Genomic DNA, 17,216 nt, shown 5'->3' on the forward strand with positions numbered 1-17,216 from the left:
AGCGATCTAAAGCCGACCTAGCGGAACAGGGGTTGCCAGGACACGCCGGAGGGCGGCCCGCACGTGGCGGACCGCCCTCCGGGGAAGAGCCTGGCTCAGCCCTTGGCGCGACGGCGGAACTTGCGGGTCGCGAGGTACGCGGCGAGTGCGGTGATCGCACCCCACCAGACCAGCGCGAGCCACGCCGTGCCGCCGACCTCGGTGCCGTTCATCAGCGCCCGCACCGCGTCCATCAGCACGGTGAACGGCTGGTTGTCCACGATCACGCGCAGTACACCCGGCATCTGCGCGGTCGGCACGAGCGCGCTGGAGGCGTACGGCACGAACACCAGGATCATGCCGAGCCCGCCGGCACCCTCGACGGTCTTGGCGACCGAGCCGAGCAGTACCGCAAGCCAGAACACCCCGGCGGAGAACAGCACCAGCAGGCCGATCGCGCCGAGCCAGCCGAGCAGCCCGCCACCGGGGCGGAAGCCGATCGCGAAGCCGATCGCCACCATGATCACGAAGGAAACGAGGCTGCGCAGCATCCCGGCCACCACGTGCCCGACCAGGACCGCCGGCGCGGACATCGGCATCGAGCGGAACCGTTCCACCAGTCCGTTGGTCAGGTCGGAAGCGACGCCGACCACGGTGCTGGTGGAGTTGAACCCGATGCTGACCGCGAGCAGGCCGGGCAGCAGGTAGTCGATGTAGGCCATGCCGGTGACGTTGATCGCCGGGCCGAACATGAACCGGAACAGCAGCAGCAGCACGATCGGCAGGGAGACCGCCTGCAGCAGCATCTCCGGATTGCGCGTGATGTGCTTGATATTGCGCCCGATCAGCACGCGGAAGTCGGACAGCACCAGTGAAATCGGGGCGCGCGAGGGAACCTCGGGGATCCGCGTCCCCTCGCTCTCCCTCGACAGGGTCTGGGTCATCGGTTTTCTCCCGCGGTCGAAGTCAGGGTGTGGAACACGTCGTCGAGGGTCGGTTCGGACAGGTCGAGGCCGGTGATCTCCAGTCCGCCGTCGGCGACCTGGTTGAGCACCCGCCGCACCTGCGCCGAATGGTCGATCGCCACGCTGACCGTCTCGTCCGCGCGCACCCCGCCGGTGATCCGGTGGGCGCGCTCGGCCTCGGCGGCACCGGCGAAGGTGAGCTTGAGCCGTTCGGTGCCGACCTGGCGCTTCAGCTCGCCCGCGGTGCCCTCGGCCACCACCCGGCCCTTGTCGATCACCGCGATCCGGTCCGCGAGCTGGTCGGCCTCGTCGAGGTACTGGGTGGTGAGCAGGATTGTGGTGCCACCGTCGAGCAGCTCCCGGATCGCGTCCCACATCGCCGCCCGGCTACGCGGGTCGAGACCGGTGGTCGGCTCGTCGAGGAACAGTACCGGCGGTGCGGTGATCAGGCTGATCGCCAGGTCCAGCCTGCGCCGCATCCCGCCGGAGTAGGTCTTCACCGGCCGGTCGGCGGCCTCGACGAGGTCGAACTGCGCGAGCAGTTCCACCGCGCGCGTCTTCGCCTTCGCGGTCGGCAGGTGGAACAACCGGGCCATCATCTCCAGGTTCTCGCGCCCGGTGAGCAGTTCGTCGACCGCGGTGTCCTGGCCGGTGAGGCCGATCTGCTCACGGACCTTGCGGGTGCGCCCCGCGACGTCGTGGCCGTTCACGGTCACCGTGCCGCCGTCGGCCTCCAGCAGGGTGCTCAGGATCCGCACCGTCGTGGTCTTGCCGGCGCCGTTGGGGCCGAGCAGCGCGAACATGGTGCCCCGCTCGACGCTCAGGTCGACGCCCTCGAGGACGTCCACATCGCCGTAGGACTTGCGCAGCCCCCGTGCTTCGATTGCGTAGCCGGTGACCATCGGGTTACCTCTCCTCGTTCCGGTCGAGCGGGAAGGCGGGCGCCACGCGTCGGGGAGCCGGCCGGGAAAACTGTCGGTACCAGTTGGCCACAGCGTCGCCGAAGGCGGCAATAGTGGCCCGCTGCGGCAGGGGTAGGGGTAGGGCCCCTGCCGCAGCCCGGGGGCTAGTCATCGTCGGTGCCCCCGATTGCCATGGAGATCAACGCATCCGCGTCGAGCTCGTCGATCGCGCCGGCGTCCACTGCGGACGGTTCCGGATCGTCCTGATCGGACAGGTCCGCACCGGACCGGTCCACCTCGGACAGCGGAACGCCGGCCAGTTCCAGCAGCCCGTCGAGCAGCCCTGCAGAACGCAGCCGCTGCAGCGGGATCGCCGCCAGCGCGTCCCGGATCCCCTGTTCGGACGCGGTCCCCGCGGGCTGCCCGGCGGTCTCGTCCGGGACCAGCTCGGTGACCAGGTGCTCGGCGAGCACCCTGGGGGTCGGGTAGTCGAAGATCAGGCTCACCGGGAGCCGGAGGCCGGTGACCAGGCTGAGCTTGTTGCGGAACCCGGTCGCCGACAGCGAATCGAAGCCGACCTCGTTGAACGAACGGTCCGGTTCCACCGCCTCCGGACCGGCATGCCCGAGCAGCGCCGCGGCGTGCGTGCGGACCAGGGTCAGCACGGTCGGCACCCGTTTGGCCTGCGGCAGCCCGGCGAGCCGCTGCGCCAGCGATTCGGTGTCTGCCACCGAATCCTGTGCCGCGCGGCGGCCGGGGCTGCCCGCCAGCGAACGCAATACCGCGGGAAGATCGTCGTCACCGGACGCGGTGAGCACACCGGTGTCCAGTGCGATCGGCACCAGCAGTGGTTCCGCCGCGCCGGCCGTCGTGTCCAGCAGTCGCAGACCATCCGCAGTGGACAGTGCGGTGATACCGGTCTCGCCGATGCGGTGCGCGTCGGCGTCTTCGATCGCCGCGCCCATGCCGCCACCCCACAGGCCCCAGGCCAGCGACGTGCCGGGCAGCCCCTCGTGCCGCCGGCGAGCCGCCAGTGCGTCGAGGTAGGCGTTCGCCGCGGCGTAGCTGCCCTGTCCGGGTGCGCCGAGTACCCCGGCGGCCGAGGAGAACAAGACGAACGCGGTCAGGTCGAGTTCACGGGTCAGCTCGTGCAGCGTCACCGCTGCGTCGACCTTCGGGCGCAGCACGGTGTCCAGTCGCTCCGGGGTGAGGGAGGTGAGCACGCCGTCGTCAAGGACGCCGGCGGCGTGCACCACTGCCCGCAACGGTGCCTTGACATCCTGCAACAGCGCAGAAACAGCCTCACGGTCGGCCACATCGCATGCAGCGAGGGTGACCTCGGCGCCGAGGCCGGTCAGCTCGTCCCGCAACTCCGCTGCGCCAGGCGCGTCCGCGCCGCGGCGGCTGACGAGCAGCAGGTGCCGCACGGCGTGCTCGGTCACCAGGTGCCGGGCGACTGCACCGCCGAGCGCGCCGGTGGCTCCGGTGACGAGCACCGTGCCCTCCGCATCCCAGACCGGAGCGGCGACCGCGTCCGCCGCTCGCTGCAGCCGCGGCACCAGCACGGCGCCTGCCCGCAACGCGACCTGCGGTTCGTCCGCGGCCGCCACCGCGGCCAGCGTCCGGCCGCCGGGAATACCCGCACCGAGGTCGACCAGGGTGATCCGGCCCGGGTGTTCGGCCTGCGCCGAACGCACGAGCCCGGCCACCGCGGCCCCGGCCGGATCCGGGTTCTCCTCCGGTTCCACGGCCACTGCACCACGGGTGAGCACCAGCAGCGATCCCTCGGGCCGGGACAGGAACTCCTGCAGCCTGCCCAGTACGCGGTGGAGTTCGGCGTGCACGTCCTCGCCACCCGCGGGCAGCACGAACAAGCCGGACGACGCTTCACCGAAGGCGGTGGCCGTGGTCGCGTCGAGCGTTTCGGTGAGGCCGAACGGGTCCTCCCCGACCACTGTCCACTCGGTCACCTCGGCGACCGCGTCGAAGTCGGTCTGCTCCCACGCCAGCCGGAACAACGCCTCGCCACCGCCCGGTTCAGCTGCCTTCGGCACCGCGGACATCGGACGTAGCAGCAACGAGTCCACCGACACGACCGGCGCACCGGTACCGTCGGCGATTTCGAGCGAGACCGCGCCGGAGCCGATCGGCTTGACGTGCACCCGCAACGTCGTCGCGCCGACGGCGTGCAGCCGTACCCCTTCCCATGCGAACGGCAGTGCCGGTTCGGCCCCCGCCGCACCGGAAACGCCGATGGTGTGCAGTGCGGCGTCGAGGACCGCCGGGTGAATGCCATAGCGGTCCACATCGGACACCGAGGCCGGAAGCCGGATCTCGGCAAAGGCTTCTCCCTCGCGGCGCCAGGCCGCGGCCAGACCGCGGAATGCCGGACCGTAGGCCAATCCGTCAGCCGCCAGCTCCTCGTACGTGCCTTCCAGCCGCAGCTGCTCGGCGTCGGCGGGCGGCCACGCCGACAAGTCGACCTGCTCGGCCTTGCCCGCCTTGGCCAGCCGCCCGGTTGCGTGCCTCGTCCACCCCACCCCGTCGCCCGCGCCTTCCGGTCGCGAGTGGACGGTGAAGGTGCGGCCGCCGTTCTCGGCCGCACCGAGCGCGAACTGCACGCGCACGCCGGTGCGTTCCGGAACCACCAGCGGGTACTCCAGGGTCAGCTCGTCCAGCCGGGGGCAGCCGGTCTCGTCGCCGGCGCGGATCGCCATCTCGACGAACCCGGTGCCGGGGAAGAGAATCGAACCGGCCACGACGTGATCGGCCAGCCACGGCTGGGTGCCCACCGAAATCCGCCCGGTGAAGAGCATCCCGCCGGTATCGGCCAGGTCCACCGCGGTGCCGAGCAGCGGGTGGTCCTCCTGCCCCGGTGCGGAAGCCGTGCTCTCCAGCCAGTAACGCTGCCGCTGGAACGGATAGGTCGGCACGGCCACCGGACGGGCACCGGCCGGCTCGTAGACCGCGGCCCAGTCCACCTCGGCACCGCTGACGTGCAACTGCGCGATACCGGTGAGTGCGGCGACCGCTTCGTCCTGTTCCTTGTGCAGCAGCGAGGCGAGTACGAGACCTTCCGGACGTTCGGCCAACGAGGAGTCGGCCATCGCGGTCAACGTGGTGTCCGGGCCCAATTCGAGGAACCGGGTGACGCCGTCGCCCGCGGCGCGGACGATCGCGTCACGGAACCGCACTCCTTCCCGGACCTGCCGGACCCAGTATTCCGGCGACGTCAGTGCATCGGCGGGTGCGCCGGTGACGGTGGAGACGACCGGGATCCGGGGTTCGGCGTAGTCGAGTCCTTCCGCGACAGTTCGGAACTCCGCCAGTATCGGCTCCATCAGTCGCGAGTGGAACGCGTGCGAAACCCGCAGCTGCTTGGTCCGTTCGAACTTCGCCGCGACTTCCGCGACCGCCTCGGCCGGACCGGAGATGACCACTGCGTCGGGTCCGTTCACTGCGGCGATGTCCACGGCGGCACCCGCCTTATCCGCCACGGCTTCCGGGGTGGCCTCGATCGCGGCCATCGCCCCACCGGCGGGCAGCGCCTGCATCAGCGCGCCGCGGGCGACGACCAGCTTCGCGGCGTCGGCCAGCGAAAGCACCCCGGCGCAGTGGGCCGCGGCGAGCTCGCCGACGGAATGCCCGGCCAGCACGTCCGGCTTCACACCCCAGGCCCGGACCAGCCGGAAGAGCGCGACTTCCAGCGCGAACAAAGCAGGCTGTGTCCAGCGGGTCTCGTCGAGGCCGTCGCCGCTGTCGATCACTTCGCGCAGCGGACGGTCGAGGTGCCGGTCCAGTTCGGCGCACACCTCGTCGTAGGCCGCGGCGAAGGACGGGTAGTGCTCGGCCAGCTGTGCGCCCATCCGAGCCCGCTGCGAACCCTGTCCGGCGAACAGGAACGCGGTGCGCCCGGTCGCGGTCGCGATTCCGCTGACCACTCCGCGTGCTTCCTCCTCGTCGACCAATGCGGCGAGCCCGCGCACGAACTGCGGTGACCGGCTGCCGATCAGCACCGCGCGCCGTTCGAACGCGCTGCGCGTGGTCGCCAGCGAGAAACCGATGTCGGCGAGGCTTCCTTCCGGTTCCTCGTCCACATAGGACATCAGCTGCTCGGCACGGGCGCGCAGTGCGGCGGCACCGCGGCCGGACACCGGCCAGGCGACCGGGCCGTCGTACTCCGGTCCGTCGGTGGCGCGCACCTCGCGGCGGTCGCCCTCCTCCAGGATCACGTGCGCATTGGTGCCGCTGACGCCGAAGGACGAGACGCCTGCCCGGCGGGTGTGCCCGTTCGGCAGCCACTTCACCGGTTCGGCGAGTGCCCGGACCGCACCCGAGGACCAGTCGATCTCGGTCGAGGGCTTTCCGACGTGCAGGGTGGCGGGCAGCTCACCGTGCCGCATCGCCTGCACCATCTTGATCACCCCGGCCGCACCGGCCGCCGCCTGGGTGTGCCCGATGTTCGACTTGACCGAACCGATCCACAACGGACGGTCGGCTGCACTCTGCGTGCCGTAGGTGGCCAGCAGCGCCTGCACCTCGATCGGGTCACCCAGCTTGGTGCCGGTGCCGTGTGCCTCCACTGCGTCCACATCGGACGGGGTGAGTCCGGCGTCGGCGAGTGCGGCGCGGATCACCCGCTGCTGCGCCGGGCCGTTCGGCGCGGTCAGGCCGTTGGACGTGCCGTCCTGGTTGACCGCACTGCCCTTCAGCACGGCAAGCACCGGGTGACCGTTGCGGCGTGCCTCGGAAAGCCGTTCCAGCACCAGCACTCCGACGCCCTCGGACCAGGTGGTGCCGTCGGCGTCGTCGGAGAAGACCTTGCACCGGCCGTCGGCGGCCAATCCTCGCTGACGGCTGAACTCGACGAACGTTTCCGGCGTCGCCATCACCGTCACGCCGCCGGCGAGCGCGAGCGAGCAGTCCCCGCCGCGCAGTGCCTGCGCCGCCATGTGCATCGCGACCAGCGACGACGAGCACGCGGTGTCCACGCTGACCGCCGGTCCTTCCAGGCCGAGCGTGTAGGCGACCCGGCCGGTGACGATCGAGCCGGCGCTGCCGGCCCCGAGGTAGTCGTGGTACTGGACACCGGCGTAGACGCCGGTCGGGCTGCCCTTGAGCGAGACCGGGTCGATTCCGGACCGCTCCAGTGCTTCCCACGAGGCTTCCAGCAGCAGCCGCTGCTGCGGATCGATCATCGGTGCTTCCTTCGGTGAGACACCGAAGAAGGCCGGGTCGAACTCGCCCGCGTCGTAGACGAACCCGCCCCGCGCGACGTAGGTGCTGCCCGCACGGCGGCCGGTCGGGTCGAGCAGGCCGTCGAGGTCCCAGCCACGGTCTGCGGGGAAGTCCCCGATCGCGTCGCGGCCCTCCGCGACCAGCTCCCACAGCTGCTCCGGCGAGCGCACGCCGCCGGGCAGCCGGCAGGCCATGCCGACGATGGCGATCGGCTCGTCGGACGCCGCCGCGGCCACCGTGGCCACCTCGGCGGTGGTCCCGGCCAGCTCACCGAACAGGTGGGCGGCCAGCGCGGAGGGCGTGGGGTGGTCGAAGATCAGCGTCGCCGGCAGTCGTTGCCCGGTCGCCGTGGTGAGGCCGTTGCGCAGTTCGATCGCGGTCAGCGAGTCGAAGCCGAGCGACTGGAATTGCGCGCCTGGTTCGATTTCGTGCGCACCGCCGTAGCCGAGCACGGTGGCTGCGTGGCCGCGCACCAGATCCAGCACTGCGGCGCGGCGGTCTTCCTCGGGCAACGCGAGCAACCGTGCGGCGAACGAATCGGCCTGAGCGGCTGCGGCACCAGCGGCCACCCGGCGGGTGGTCCGGCCGACGACTTGTTCCAGTGTGCGAGGCAACCGGTCGAGCTTGCGCAGGACCGGAATGTCCAGCTTCGCCGGCACGGCAGTCGGTTGCCGCACCGCGAGTGCACGGTCGAACAGGGCTAGACCCTCCGCAGTGGACAGTGGTACGACCCCGCTCGAGGCGAGCCGCTGCACCTCCTCATCGGTGAGCGTGCCACCCATGCCGCCGACCTCGCCCCACAGGCCCCAGCCCAGCGACAGACCGGGCAGGCCGTGTGCGACCCGGTGCGAGGCAAGGGCGTCGAGGAATGCGTTGGCGGCCGCGTAGCTGCCCTGTCCCGGCGCGCCGAGCACGCCGGACACCGAGGAGAACAGCACGAACGCCGACAGTGCGGTGTCCCTGGTCAGCTCGTGCAGGTTGAGTGCACCGTCGACCTTCGGCGCCAGCACCGCCTCGACCCGCTCCGGGGTCAGTGCGGTGACCACCCCGTCGTCCAGCACGCCTGCCGCGTGCACCACTGCGGTCAGCGGGTTCTCCGCGGGGATCGCGGCCAGCACGTCCGCCAGCGCGGCCCGGTCGGCGACGTCGCAGCGGGCGATCTGCACGTCGACGTCGAGCGCACGCAGCTCGCCTGCCAGCTGCTCCAGCTCGGCGGTGCTGCGGCGGCTGACCAACACCAGCCGGCGCACGCCGTGCCCGGTGGTCAGGTGCCGGGCCAGTTTCCCGCCCAGCGCACCGGATGCACCGGTGATCAGCACCGTGCCGTGCGGGCAGAAGTACGGCCGGTCCAGCTCCGGTGTGGTCCGCACGAGCCGGGGCACGAGCAGTTCGCCGAGCCGGACCGCTGCCTGGGCCTCGCCCGAGGCCAGGACCTGCGGCAACACCGTCTCGGCAGCGGTCTCACCGTCGAGATCCAGCAGTACGAAGGCGTCCGGGTTCTCCTCCTGCGCCGAACGCACCAGTCCCCAGGCCGCGGCGGCCGCGAGGTCGGTGACGTCGCCGCCGGCGGGCACCGCGCCGCGGGTCAGCACGACGAGCCGGGCGTGCTCGGGGTGGTCCTCGGCAAGCCAGGACTGGAGCGCCCCGAGCACCCGGTTGGTCAGCGCGTGTGCCTCCTGCGCGGTGCCGGTTTCGCCGGTGATCTCCAGGATTTCGGCGCCGGACACGTCGGCGGTGGCGGCTCGCTGCGCGGCCTGCTGCCATTCGATCCGGTACAGCGGCGCGGCCTGCTCCGTGGCAACCGGCGTGCTGAACGCACGGAACACGGTCTCCGCGACAGTCGCCACCGGAGCGCCGGCCGGGTCGGCGAGGGTGATTTCGAATCCGTCCTCTGTGGTCGGAGCGAACCGCACCCGCAGCGCGGAGGCCCCGGTGGCGTGCAGCTCGACCCCGGTCCAGCAGAACGGGACACGGCCGACGCCACCGTCGCCGCCACCGGCCACGCGCAAGGCGTGCGTGCAGGCGTCGAGCGCGGCCGGGTGCAGGCCGAATCGCTCGGCGTCGCTGTCCTCCGGCAGCTCCACCTCGGCGAAGACTTCGCGGCCACGGCTCCACACCGCACGCAGTGAGCGGAAGAGCGGCCCGTAGGTCAGGCCGGTGTCCGCGAAGTCGTCGTACAAGCCGTCGATCGCCACTGGATCGGCACCGGCGGGCGGCCATTCGGTCAACCCTGCGCCGCCCTGTTGTGACTGCGGGGAAACGCTGCCGCTCGCGTGCAGCGTCCACTCCGCGTCCGCTTCTTCCGGTCGTGAGTGGACAGTCACCGGACGGACGTCGCGCTCCCCTGCGGCGCCGACCGCGACCTGCACCTGAACCCCGCCACGCGCGGGCAGCACGAGCGGGCTGCCCAGCGTCAGCTCCTCGATCCGGCCGGACCCGGCCTGGTCGCCCGCGCGGACCACCAGTTCCAGGAACGCCGTGCCGGGCACGGTGACGATGTCACCGAGCCGGTGTTCGGCCAGCCACGGGTGGGTTTCCACGGATAGCCTGCCGGTGAGCACGACCCCGTCGGTATCGGCGAGCGCGACGGCCGCACCCAGCAACGGGTGCCCCGCGGCGGTGAGCCCCGCGGCCGTCACCTCGTCGCGGTTCGCGCGGGCGTCGAGCCAGTACCGCTTGCGCTGGAAGGCGTACGGCGGCAGGTCGACCCGCTGTGCGCCGCGGCCGGCGAAGACCGCCGCCCAATCCGGCACGAGACCGCTCACGAACAGCTCGGCCAGCGCGGTCAGCGCGGCGCCCGGCTCCGGCCGGTCCTTGCGCAGCACCGGGACCACTGGTGCGTCGGAGATCTGCCGGAGCAGTGCGGAAAGCACGCCGTCCGGGCCGACCTCGACGAACCGGCCGACGCCCTGACCGGTGAGGGTACGGATTCCGTCGTGGAAGCGGACTGTGGCGCGGACCTGGTGCACCCAATAGTCCGCAGTACACACATCACCACCAGCCGTAGACACAATCGGAATCTCCGGCCGATGATACGTCAGCCCACGCGCCACCGCCGCAAACTCAGCCAACATCGGCTCCATCAACGGCGAATGAAACGCATGCGACACCCTCAGCTTGCTCGACTTACGCCCCGGGAACTCCGCCACCACCGCATCAACCGCCACCCGCACCCCAGAAACAACCACCGAACCCGGACCATTAACCGCAGCAACACCCACCCCGTCCGTCAGATACGGAACAACCTCATCCTCAGCCGCCTCCAACGCCACCATCGCACCACCCGACGGCAACGCCTGCATCAACCCCGCCCGCGCAACCACCAACGCAGCAGCATCCGACAACGACAACACCCCACCAACATGCGCCGCCGCCAACTCACCAACCGAATGACCCAACAAACAATCCGGCCTAACCCCCCACGACCACAACAACCGAAACAACGCCACCTCAACCGCAAACAACGCAGGCTGCGTATACCCGGTCTGGTTGATCAGGCGTGGTTTGTCGAAGATCACCGTCTTGAGTGGACGGTCGAGATGCCGGTCCAGTTCCGCGCACACCTCGTCCAGCGCTTCGGCGAACACCGGGAACGCGGCAGCCAACTCCGCCCCCATCCCCGGGCGCTGCGCACCCTGGCCGGAGAACAGGAACGCGGTCAGCCCCTCGACCGGGGTCCCGGTGATCAGTCCTGCCGCCGACCTGCCCTCGGCCAGCGCAGTGATGGCCGGTCGAACGTCGTCGGCCAGTACGACCGCACGGTGCGACAACGGCGAACGCGACGTGGCGAGCGAGAAACCCAGGTCCAAGGCCGAAGGCCGGTCGACCGAGAGCAGCTGGGCGGCCTGCGCGCGCAGCGCGGCACTGCCGTGCCCGGACAGCGGCAGCGGCACCGCGACATCCTGCGGCCAGCTCGGTGGCACCGCTTCGGTCGCCTCCGGCTCCGGTGCCTCCTCCAGGATGAGGTGCGCGTTGGTGCCGCTGACCCCGAACGACGACACCCCGGCCCGGCGCGGCCGGTCACCCGCGGGCCACGGCCGTTCCGCGCGCAACAGCTCGACCGCGCCGGAAGCCCAGTCGACCTCGGTGGACGGTTCGGTGACGTGCAAGGTCCGCGGCAGCAAGCCGTTGCGCAGCGCCTCCACCATCTTGATCACGCCACCGACCCCGGCAGCGGCCTGGGCGTGCCCGATGTTCGACTTCAACGAGCCCAGCCACAGCGGACGCTCGGCGGGCCGGTCCTGTCCGTAGGTCGCGAGCACCGCCTGCGCCTCGATCGGATCGCCGAGGGTGGTCCCGGTGCCGTGGCCCTCCACCGCGTCCACTTCGGAGGCGGCAAGCCGCGCGTTGGCCAGCGCCTGGCGGATCACCCGCTGCTGCGAAGGGCCGTTCGGGGCGGTGAGACCGTTGGACGCACCGTCGGAGTTCACTGCGGAACCCCGCACCACGGCAAGCACCGGGTGCCCGTTGCGACGGGCGTCGGAAAGCCGCTCCAGCAGCACCGTGCCCGCGCCTTCGGCCCAGCCGGTGCCGTCCGCGCTGTCGGAGAACGCCTTGCACCGGCCGTCCGCGGCGAGGCCGCGCTGGCGGCTGAACGCCAGGAACGGACCGGGCCGCGACATCACCATCACGCCGCCGGCGAGTGCCAGCGAGCAGTCCCGCTGCCGCAGCGACTGCACCGCCAGATGGATTGCGACCAGCGACGAGGAGCACGCCGAATCGATCGTGACGGCCGGTCCCTCCAGGCCCAGCGCGTAGGCGATCCGGCCGGAGATCACCGAACCCGCGTTGCCGGTGCTGAGATAGTCCTCCACCTCGCCGGAAAGCACCGAGGGCGGCAGTTCGTCGTAGTAGTCCTGCCCGCCGCTGCCGACGAACACGCCGACCTGCTGCTTCGCCATGGAATGCGGGGCGATGCCCGCCCGTTCGAAGGTCTCCCACGCCAGTTCCAGCACGATCCGCTGCTGCGGGTCCATGGCCAGCGCCTCACGCGGCGAGATGCCGAAGAACGGCGCGTCGAACTCACCGGCGTCGTGCACGAAGCCGCCTTCGCTGACGTAGCTCGTGCCGGGGCTGTCCGGATCGGCGTCGAACAGCCGGTCCAGTGCCCAGCCCCGGTCGGCGGGGAACGGCCCGACCGCGTCCCGGCCGCCGGAGACCAGCTGCCACAGGTCGTCGGCCGAACGCACGTCGCCCGGATACCGGCAGCCGGTGGCCACGATCGCGATCGGCTCGGATTCGGCGGCCTCGACTGCACGCAGCCGCGCCCGGGTCTCCTGGAGGTTGGCGGTCACCCGCTTCAGGTAGTCGACCAGTTTGCTCTCGTCGGTCATCTTCTCGTCAGACATGGCGAACCTCTTGTCGCAGGATCAGGAGCGGGTCAGGAGCCGAGCTCGTCGTCGATGAGGGCGAACAGTTCGTCGGTGGTCGCGCCGGCCAGTGCTTCGGCGCCACCCGACGAACCGGACAGGGTCTGGTGCAGTGCGGCGACCACCGCCTGCAGCCTGGCCACGATCCGGGACCGGTCGATCTCCGCGGCGTCCAGGTTCTCCGCGACCGCCTCGATCCGGTCGAGTTCGACCTCCAGCGGGACCTCGTCACCGCCCTCGCACAGCCGGGTCCACAGGTGTTCGGCCAGCGCCTGCGGATTCACGTGGTCGAACGCCACGGTCGCGGGCAGTTTCAGCCCGGTTGCCGAGCCGAGCCGGTTGCGCAGGTCGACCGCGGTCACCGAATCGAACCCGAGTTCCTTGAACGCCCTGGCCGGTTCGACCGCACCGCCTTGGTCGTAACCGGCGACCGTGGCGACCTCGCCACGCACCAGCTCCAGCAGCGTCCGGCGCTGTTCGGCCGTCGGCAGCCCGTGCAGCCGGGCGGCCAGGTCATCCGCGTCGGCCGGACCGGTCTCCACCGGGTCGGCGGCGGCCTCCGGCAGCGCGCGCAGCAGCGGCCGGGGCCGCGCGAGCTGGTACACCGGTGCGAACGCAGCCCAGTCGATGTCCGCGACCACGAGCTGCGCTTCGTCGTGGTCGAGGGCCTGACCGAGCGCTTCCACCGCAAGCCGCGGCGCCATCTCCGCCAAACCCATGCGGCGCAGCAGCTCGCTCGCTTCGGCGTCGACCATGCCCCCGCCGCCCCAGGAACCCCAGGCGACCGCGGTGGCCGTGCGGCCGGCCGCGCGGCGGCGCCGCGCGAGCGCGTCGAGGTAGGCGTTGCCCGCGGCGTAGGCGGGCTGGCCCGACGTACCCCAGACAGCGGCGCCGGAGGACATCACCACGAACGCATCGAGGTCGGCGTCCCCGAGCAGCCGGTCGAGCAACGCCGCACCGGTCACCTTCGCCCGCGTCGCGGCCGCGAACTCGTCGGGGCTCGTCTCGGCCAGCTCCGGCTCCTTGGTGAGCACCCCGGCGGCATGGACGACCGCCGTCGGCGGGTGTTCGGCGAGCAGCGCCGACAGCGCCGCCTCGTCGGTCACGTCGCAGGCAGCGACCGTCACTCGTGTGCCGGACAGCTCTTCGACCAGCTCACCGGCGCCGTCGGCATCGAGGCCGCGACGGCTGGTGAGCACCAGGTGTTCCGCACCGCGAGCCGCAAGCCAGCGGGCGACGTGCGCGCCGACCGCGCCGGTCCCGCCGGTGATCAGCACGGTGCCCCGCGGGGTCCACGGCTCGGGCGCGTCCGAGCCGAGCGGCGCGCGCACCATCCGCTTCGCGAACACCCCAGACGGCCGGATCGCGACCTGGTCTTCGTTGTCCACTCCGGACAGCACCACGGCAAGCCTGGCCGCGTCGGCGGCGCCGGTGAAGTCGACCAGCCCGCCCCAGCTGCCGGGCTGGTCGAGCGACACCACAGTGCCGAGGCCCCAAACGGCTGCGGTTTCCGGGTCGGCGTCGGAGAACGCATCCACCGCGACCGCGCCCTGCGTCCCGACCCAGACCGGGGCGTCCACGTCGATCTCCCGCAGCGCCTGGAGCAGGGCGATGGTCGCCGCGACCGGCGTGCCCACGGCCGGCGCCAGCGGGTGCGCCGACCGGTCGAAGGCGAGCAGCGAAAGCACTCCGTCGAACGGCCGGACCGCGGTCGCCTCGCCCAGCAGACCGGCCAGCGCCGTGCGGTCGGCCGGGTCCGCCACGACCAGCCGGACGACCTCGCCGTGTCCGGCCAGCGCGTCGGCGACCTCGGCCGCCTCCGGGACCCCGGCAGGCACGAGCACCATCCACGTCCCGTGCAGGCCACCGGTCCCGGTGCTCAGCGGAGTCCACGAGATCCGGTATCGCCATGAGTCCACGGTGGACAGTTCAGTACTGCGGTCGTGCCAGGCGGCGAGCGCAGGCACGACCTCCGCCAGCGGCGCAGCCGGAACCCCGAGCCGGGCGGCGAGTGCGTCGACGTCTCCCGCGCACACCTGCTGCCAGAACACCCGGTCCGCCACCGGCGCGGCGGTGACCGGCTGCGCGGATGTCTCCTCGTGCCAGAACCGCTTGTGCTGGAACGGATAAGTCGGCAGATCGACGATCCGGCCGCCCGGCGAGGTCCAGCCGACCGCGCCACCGCGCACGAAGTACTCCGCGAGCGAGGTCGCGAACCTCCTCAGCCCGCCCTCGTCGCGGCGCAGTGTGCCCGCGACCGAGCCGGTGTGCCCGGTCTCGTCCAGCGTTTCCTGGATGCTCATGGTGAGCACCGGATGCGGACTGACCTCGACGAACCGGGTGTAGCCGGCGCCGGCCAGCTGCGCGACGACCGGCGCGAACCGGACGGTACGGCGCAGGTTGGCAAACCAGTACGCGGCGTCCACTTCCGCCTCGGCGATCGGGTCCGAAGTGACCGTCGAGGTCATCGCGACCTCGCCGCGGCGAGGCGTGATCGGCCCGAGGTCGGCGAGCAGCCGATCCGAGAGATGTTCGACGTGCGCGGAATGCGACGCGTAGTCCACCGGTACCCGCTTGGCACGGAAGCCTTCGGCGACAAGCTGGTCCCGCAGCTGGTCGAGAGCATCGCCGTCGCCGGAAAGCACCGCGGAGGTGGCACCGTTGTCCGCCGCCACCGAGATCCGGCCTTCCCAAGCGTCGAGTCGTGGCACCAGCTCCGCCACCGGCAGGCCGGCTGCGAGCATCCCGCCGCCGCGCCCGCCGAGCACGTCCCCGATCGCCTTGCTGCGCAACGCCACCACGCGGGCACCGTCGGCAAGCGACAGTGCACCGGCGACGGTCGCAGCGGCGATCTCGCCCTGTGAGTGACCGATGACCATGTCCGGCTCGACACCGTGCGCGCGCCAGACCGCGGCGAGCGAAACCATCACCGCCCACAGCATCGGCTGGACCACGTCGACCCGGTCCTCCGGCGGTGTGCCCGGCTCGCCTCGCAGCACGGCGAGCACCGACCAATCGGTGAACTCCCGCAACGCAGTGTCGCATTCGGACATCCGCGCCGCGAATACCGGCGACTGCGCCAGCAGTTCGAGCGCCATCCCGGTCCACTGTGAACCCTGGCCGGGGAAGACGAACACCGTGCGCCCGCGTACGTCGGCGTTGCCGGTGACCACATCGGGTCGCGATCCGCCGGAAGCCAGCGCGCGCAACGCGTCGGCCGCTTGTCCGCTGTCCTGGGCAAGAACCACCGCACGCTGGTCGAGCTGCGCACGGCCGGTGGCGAGGGTGTGCACCACATCGGACAGATCCTCGTCCACATGTGCGGTCAGTTGCCCGGCGGCCTCGGCAAGCGCGGCCGGGGTCTTCGCCGAGAGCACCAGGGGGTACACCGCTTGCGCGGATGCGGGCGCCGGCGAGGCTTCCGATGGCGCCTGCTCGAGGATCACGTGCGAATTCGTGCCGCTCACGCCGAACGAGGACACCGCGGCCCGGCGGGGGCGGGTGACCTCGGGCCAGTCCCGCGGTTCGGTGAGCAGCTCGACCGCGCCGGAAGTCCAGTCGACGTGCTTCGACGGCGTTCCGACGTGCAGCGTCCGCGGCAGCCGGCCGTGCCGCAGCGCCTGGACCATCTTGATCACCCCGGCAACACCGGCCGCGGCTTGCGGATGCCCCATGTTCGATTTGATCGAACCGAGCAGCAACGGATCGCCACTGCTGCGTTTCCCGTAGGTCTCCAGCAGTGACTGCGCCTCGATCGGGTCGCCGAGTGAGGTACCGGTGCCGTGCGCCTCCACGGCGTCCACATCGGACACCGAGAGCCCGGCATCGGCCAGTGCCGCCTCGATCACCCGCACCTGCGAGGGACCGTTCGGTGCGGAGAAGCCGTTGCTGGCACCGTCCTGGTTCACCGCCGAACCACGCAGCAGCGCGAGCACCCGGTGACCGTTGCGCTGCGCGTCGGAAAGCCGCTCCAGGACGAGGACACCGACGCCCTCGGCCCACGACGTGCCATCGGCGTCATCGGAGAAGGACTTGCTCCGTCCGTCCGCAGCCAGGCCACGACGGCTGCAGAAGTCCACGAACATCTCCGGTGTGCCCATCACCGCCACGCCGCTGGCGAGCGCCAGCGTGCAGTCACCCCGGCGGAGCCCCTGTGCCGCCATGTGCAGTGCGACGAGCGAGGAGGAACACGCGGTGTCCACCGACACCGACGGGCCTTCCAGGCCGAGCGTGTAGGAAACCTGGCCGGAAACGAGGCTGCCGTCCGGGCTGCCCCCGCTGTAGTCGTGGTACATCACCCCGGCGTAGACCCCGGTCGGGCTGCCCTTGAGCGCCTGCGGGTCGAGCCCGGCCCGCTCGAACGCCTCCCACGAAGCCTCCAGCAGGATCCGCTGCTGCGGGTCGGCGCGGCGCGCGTCCCGCGGGCTGATGCCGAAGAACTCCGCATCGAACTCCGGGGCGTCGTAAAGGAAACCACCGCGGCGGGTGTAGGTCTTGCCGGGCCGGTCCGGCACCGGATCGTAGACGCCCTCGACGTCCCAGCCGCGGTCGGCCGGGAACTCCCCGATCACGTCGCGGCCCTCGTCGACCAGGTCCCACAGGTCGTCCGGAGTGCGCACGCCCCCGGGATAGCGGCAGCTCATGCCGACGATCGCGATCGGCTCGGTGCTCGCGGCCGCCAGCTCCTGCAGCCGGCGCCGGGCCTGTTTCAGGTCGGCCGTCGCGCGCTTCAGGTAGTCGCGGAGCTTGTCCTCGTTGCTCAG

General features: G+C 71.5%; 4 protein-coding genes. All 4 read right to left on the minus strand.

Annotation, left to right across the window (positions count from 1 at the left end):
- Positions 1 to 95: 95 nt before the first annotated feature.
- Positions 96 to 923 carry an ABC transporter permease gene (locus tag ABD793_RS16920; protein ID WP_344860903.1) on the minus strand — a complete coding sequence of 276 codons (828 nt, stop codon included), beginning with the start codon at positions 921 to 923 and terminating at the stop codon, positions 96 to 98.
- On the minus strand, positions 920 to 1,846 hold the full coding sequence (locus ABD793_RS16925) for an ATP-binding cassette domain-containing protein (protein ID WP_344860905.1): 927 nt from the start codon (positions 1,844 to 1,846) through the stop codon (positions 920 to 922). Before ABD793_RS16925 ends, ABD793_RS16920 begins: the two co-directional genes overlap by 4 nt.
- Positions 1,847 to 2,010: 164 nt before the next feature.
- Positions 2,011 to 12,432 (minus strand): type I polyketide synthase, encoded by a 10,422-nt coding sequence (locus ABD793_RS16930; RefSeq protein ID WP_344860907.1) that lies wholly within the window; start codon positions 12,430 to 12,432, stop codon positions 2,011 to 2,013.
- Between the two features lie 32 nt (positions 12,433 to 12,464).
- On the minus strand, positions 12,465 to 17,216 hold the full coding sequence (locus ABD793_RS16935) for a type I polyketide synthase (protein WP_425548713.1): 4,752 nt from the start codon (positions 17,214 to 17,216) through the stop codon (positions 12,465 to 12,467).

It is taken from the genome of Amycolatopsis ultiminotia, from assembly GCF_039536925.1.
Taxonomy (GTDB): domain Bacteria; phylum Actinomycetota; class Actinomycetes; order Mycobacteriales; family Pseudonocardiaceae; genus Amycolatopsis; species Amycolatopsis ultiminotia.

Coding starts and splice junctions, on each gene's coding strand:
- ABD793_RS16920 (WP_344860903.1), bottom strand. CDS start 923: ATGACCCAGACCCTGTCGAGGGAGAGCGAGGGGACGCGGATCCCCGAG.
- ABD793_RS16925 (WP_344860905.1), bottom strand. CDS start 1,846: ATGGTCACCGGCTACGCAATCGAAGCACGGGGGCTGCGCAAGTCCTAC.
- ABD793_RS16930 (WP_344860907.1), bottom strand. CDS start 12,432: ATGTCTGACGAGAAGATGACCGACGAGAGCAAACTGGTCGACTACCTG.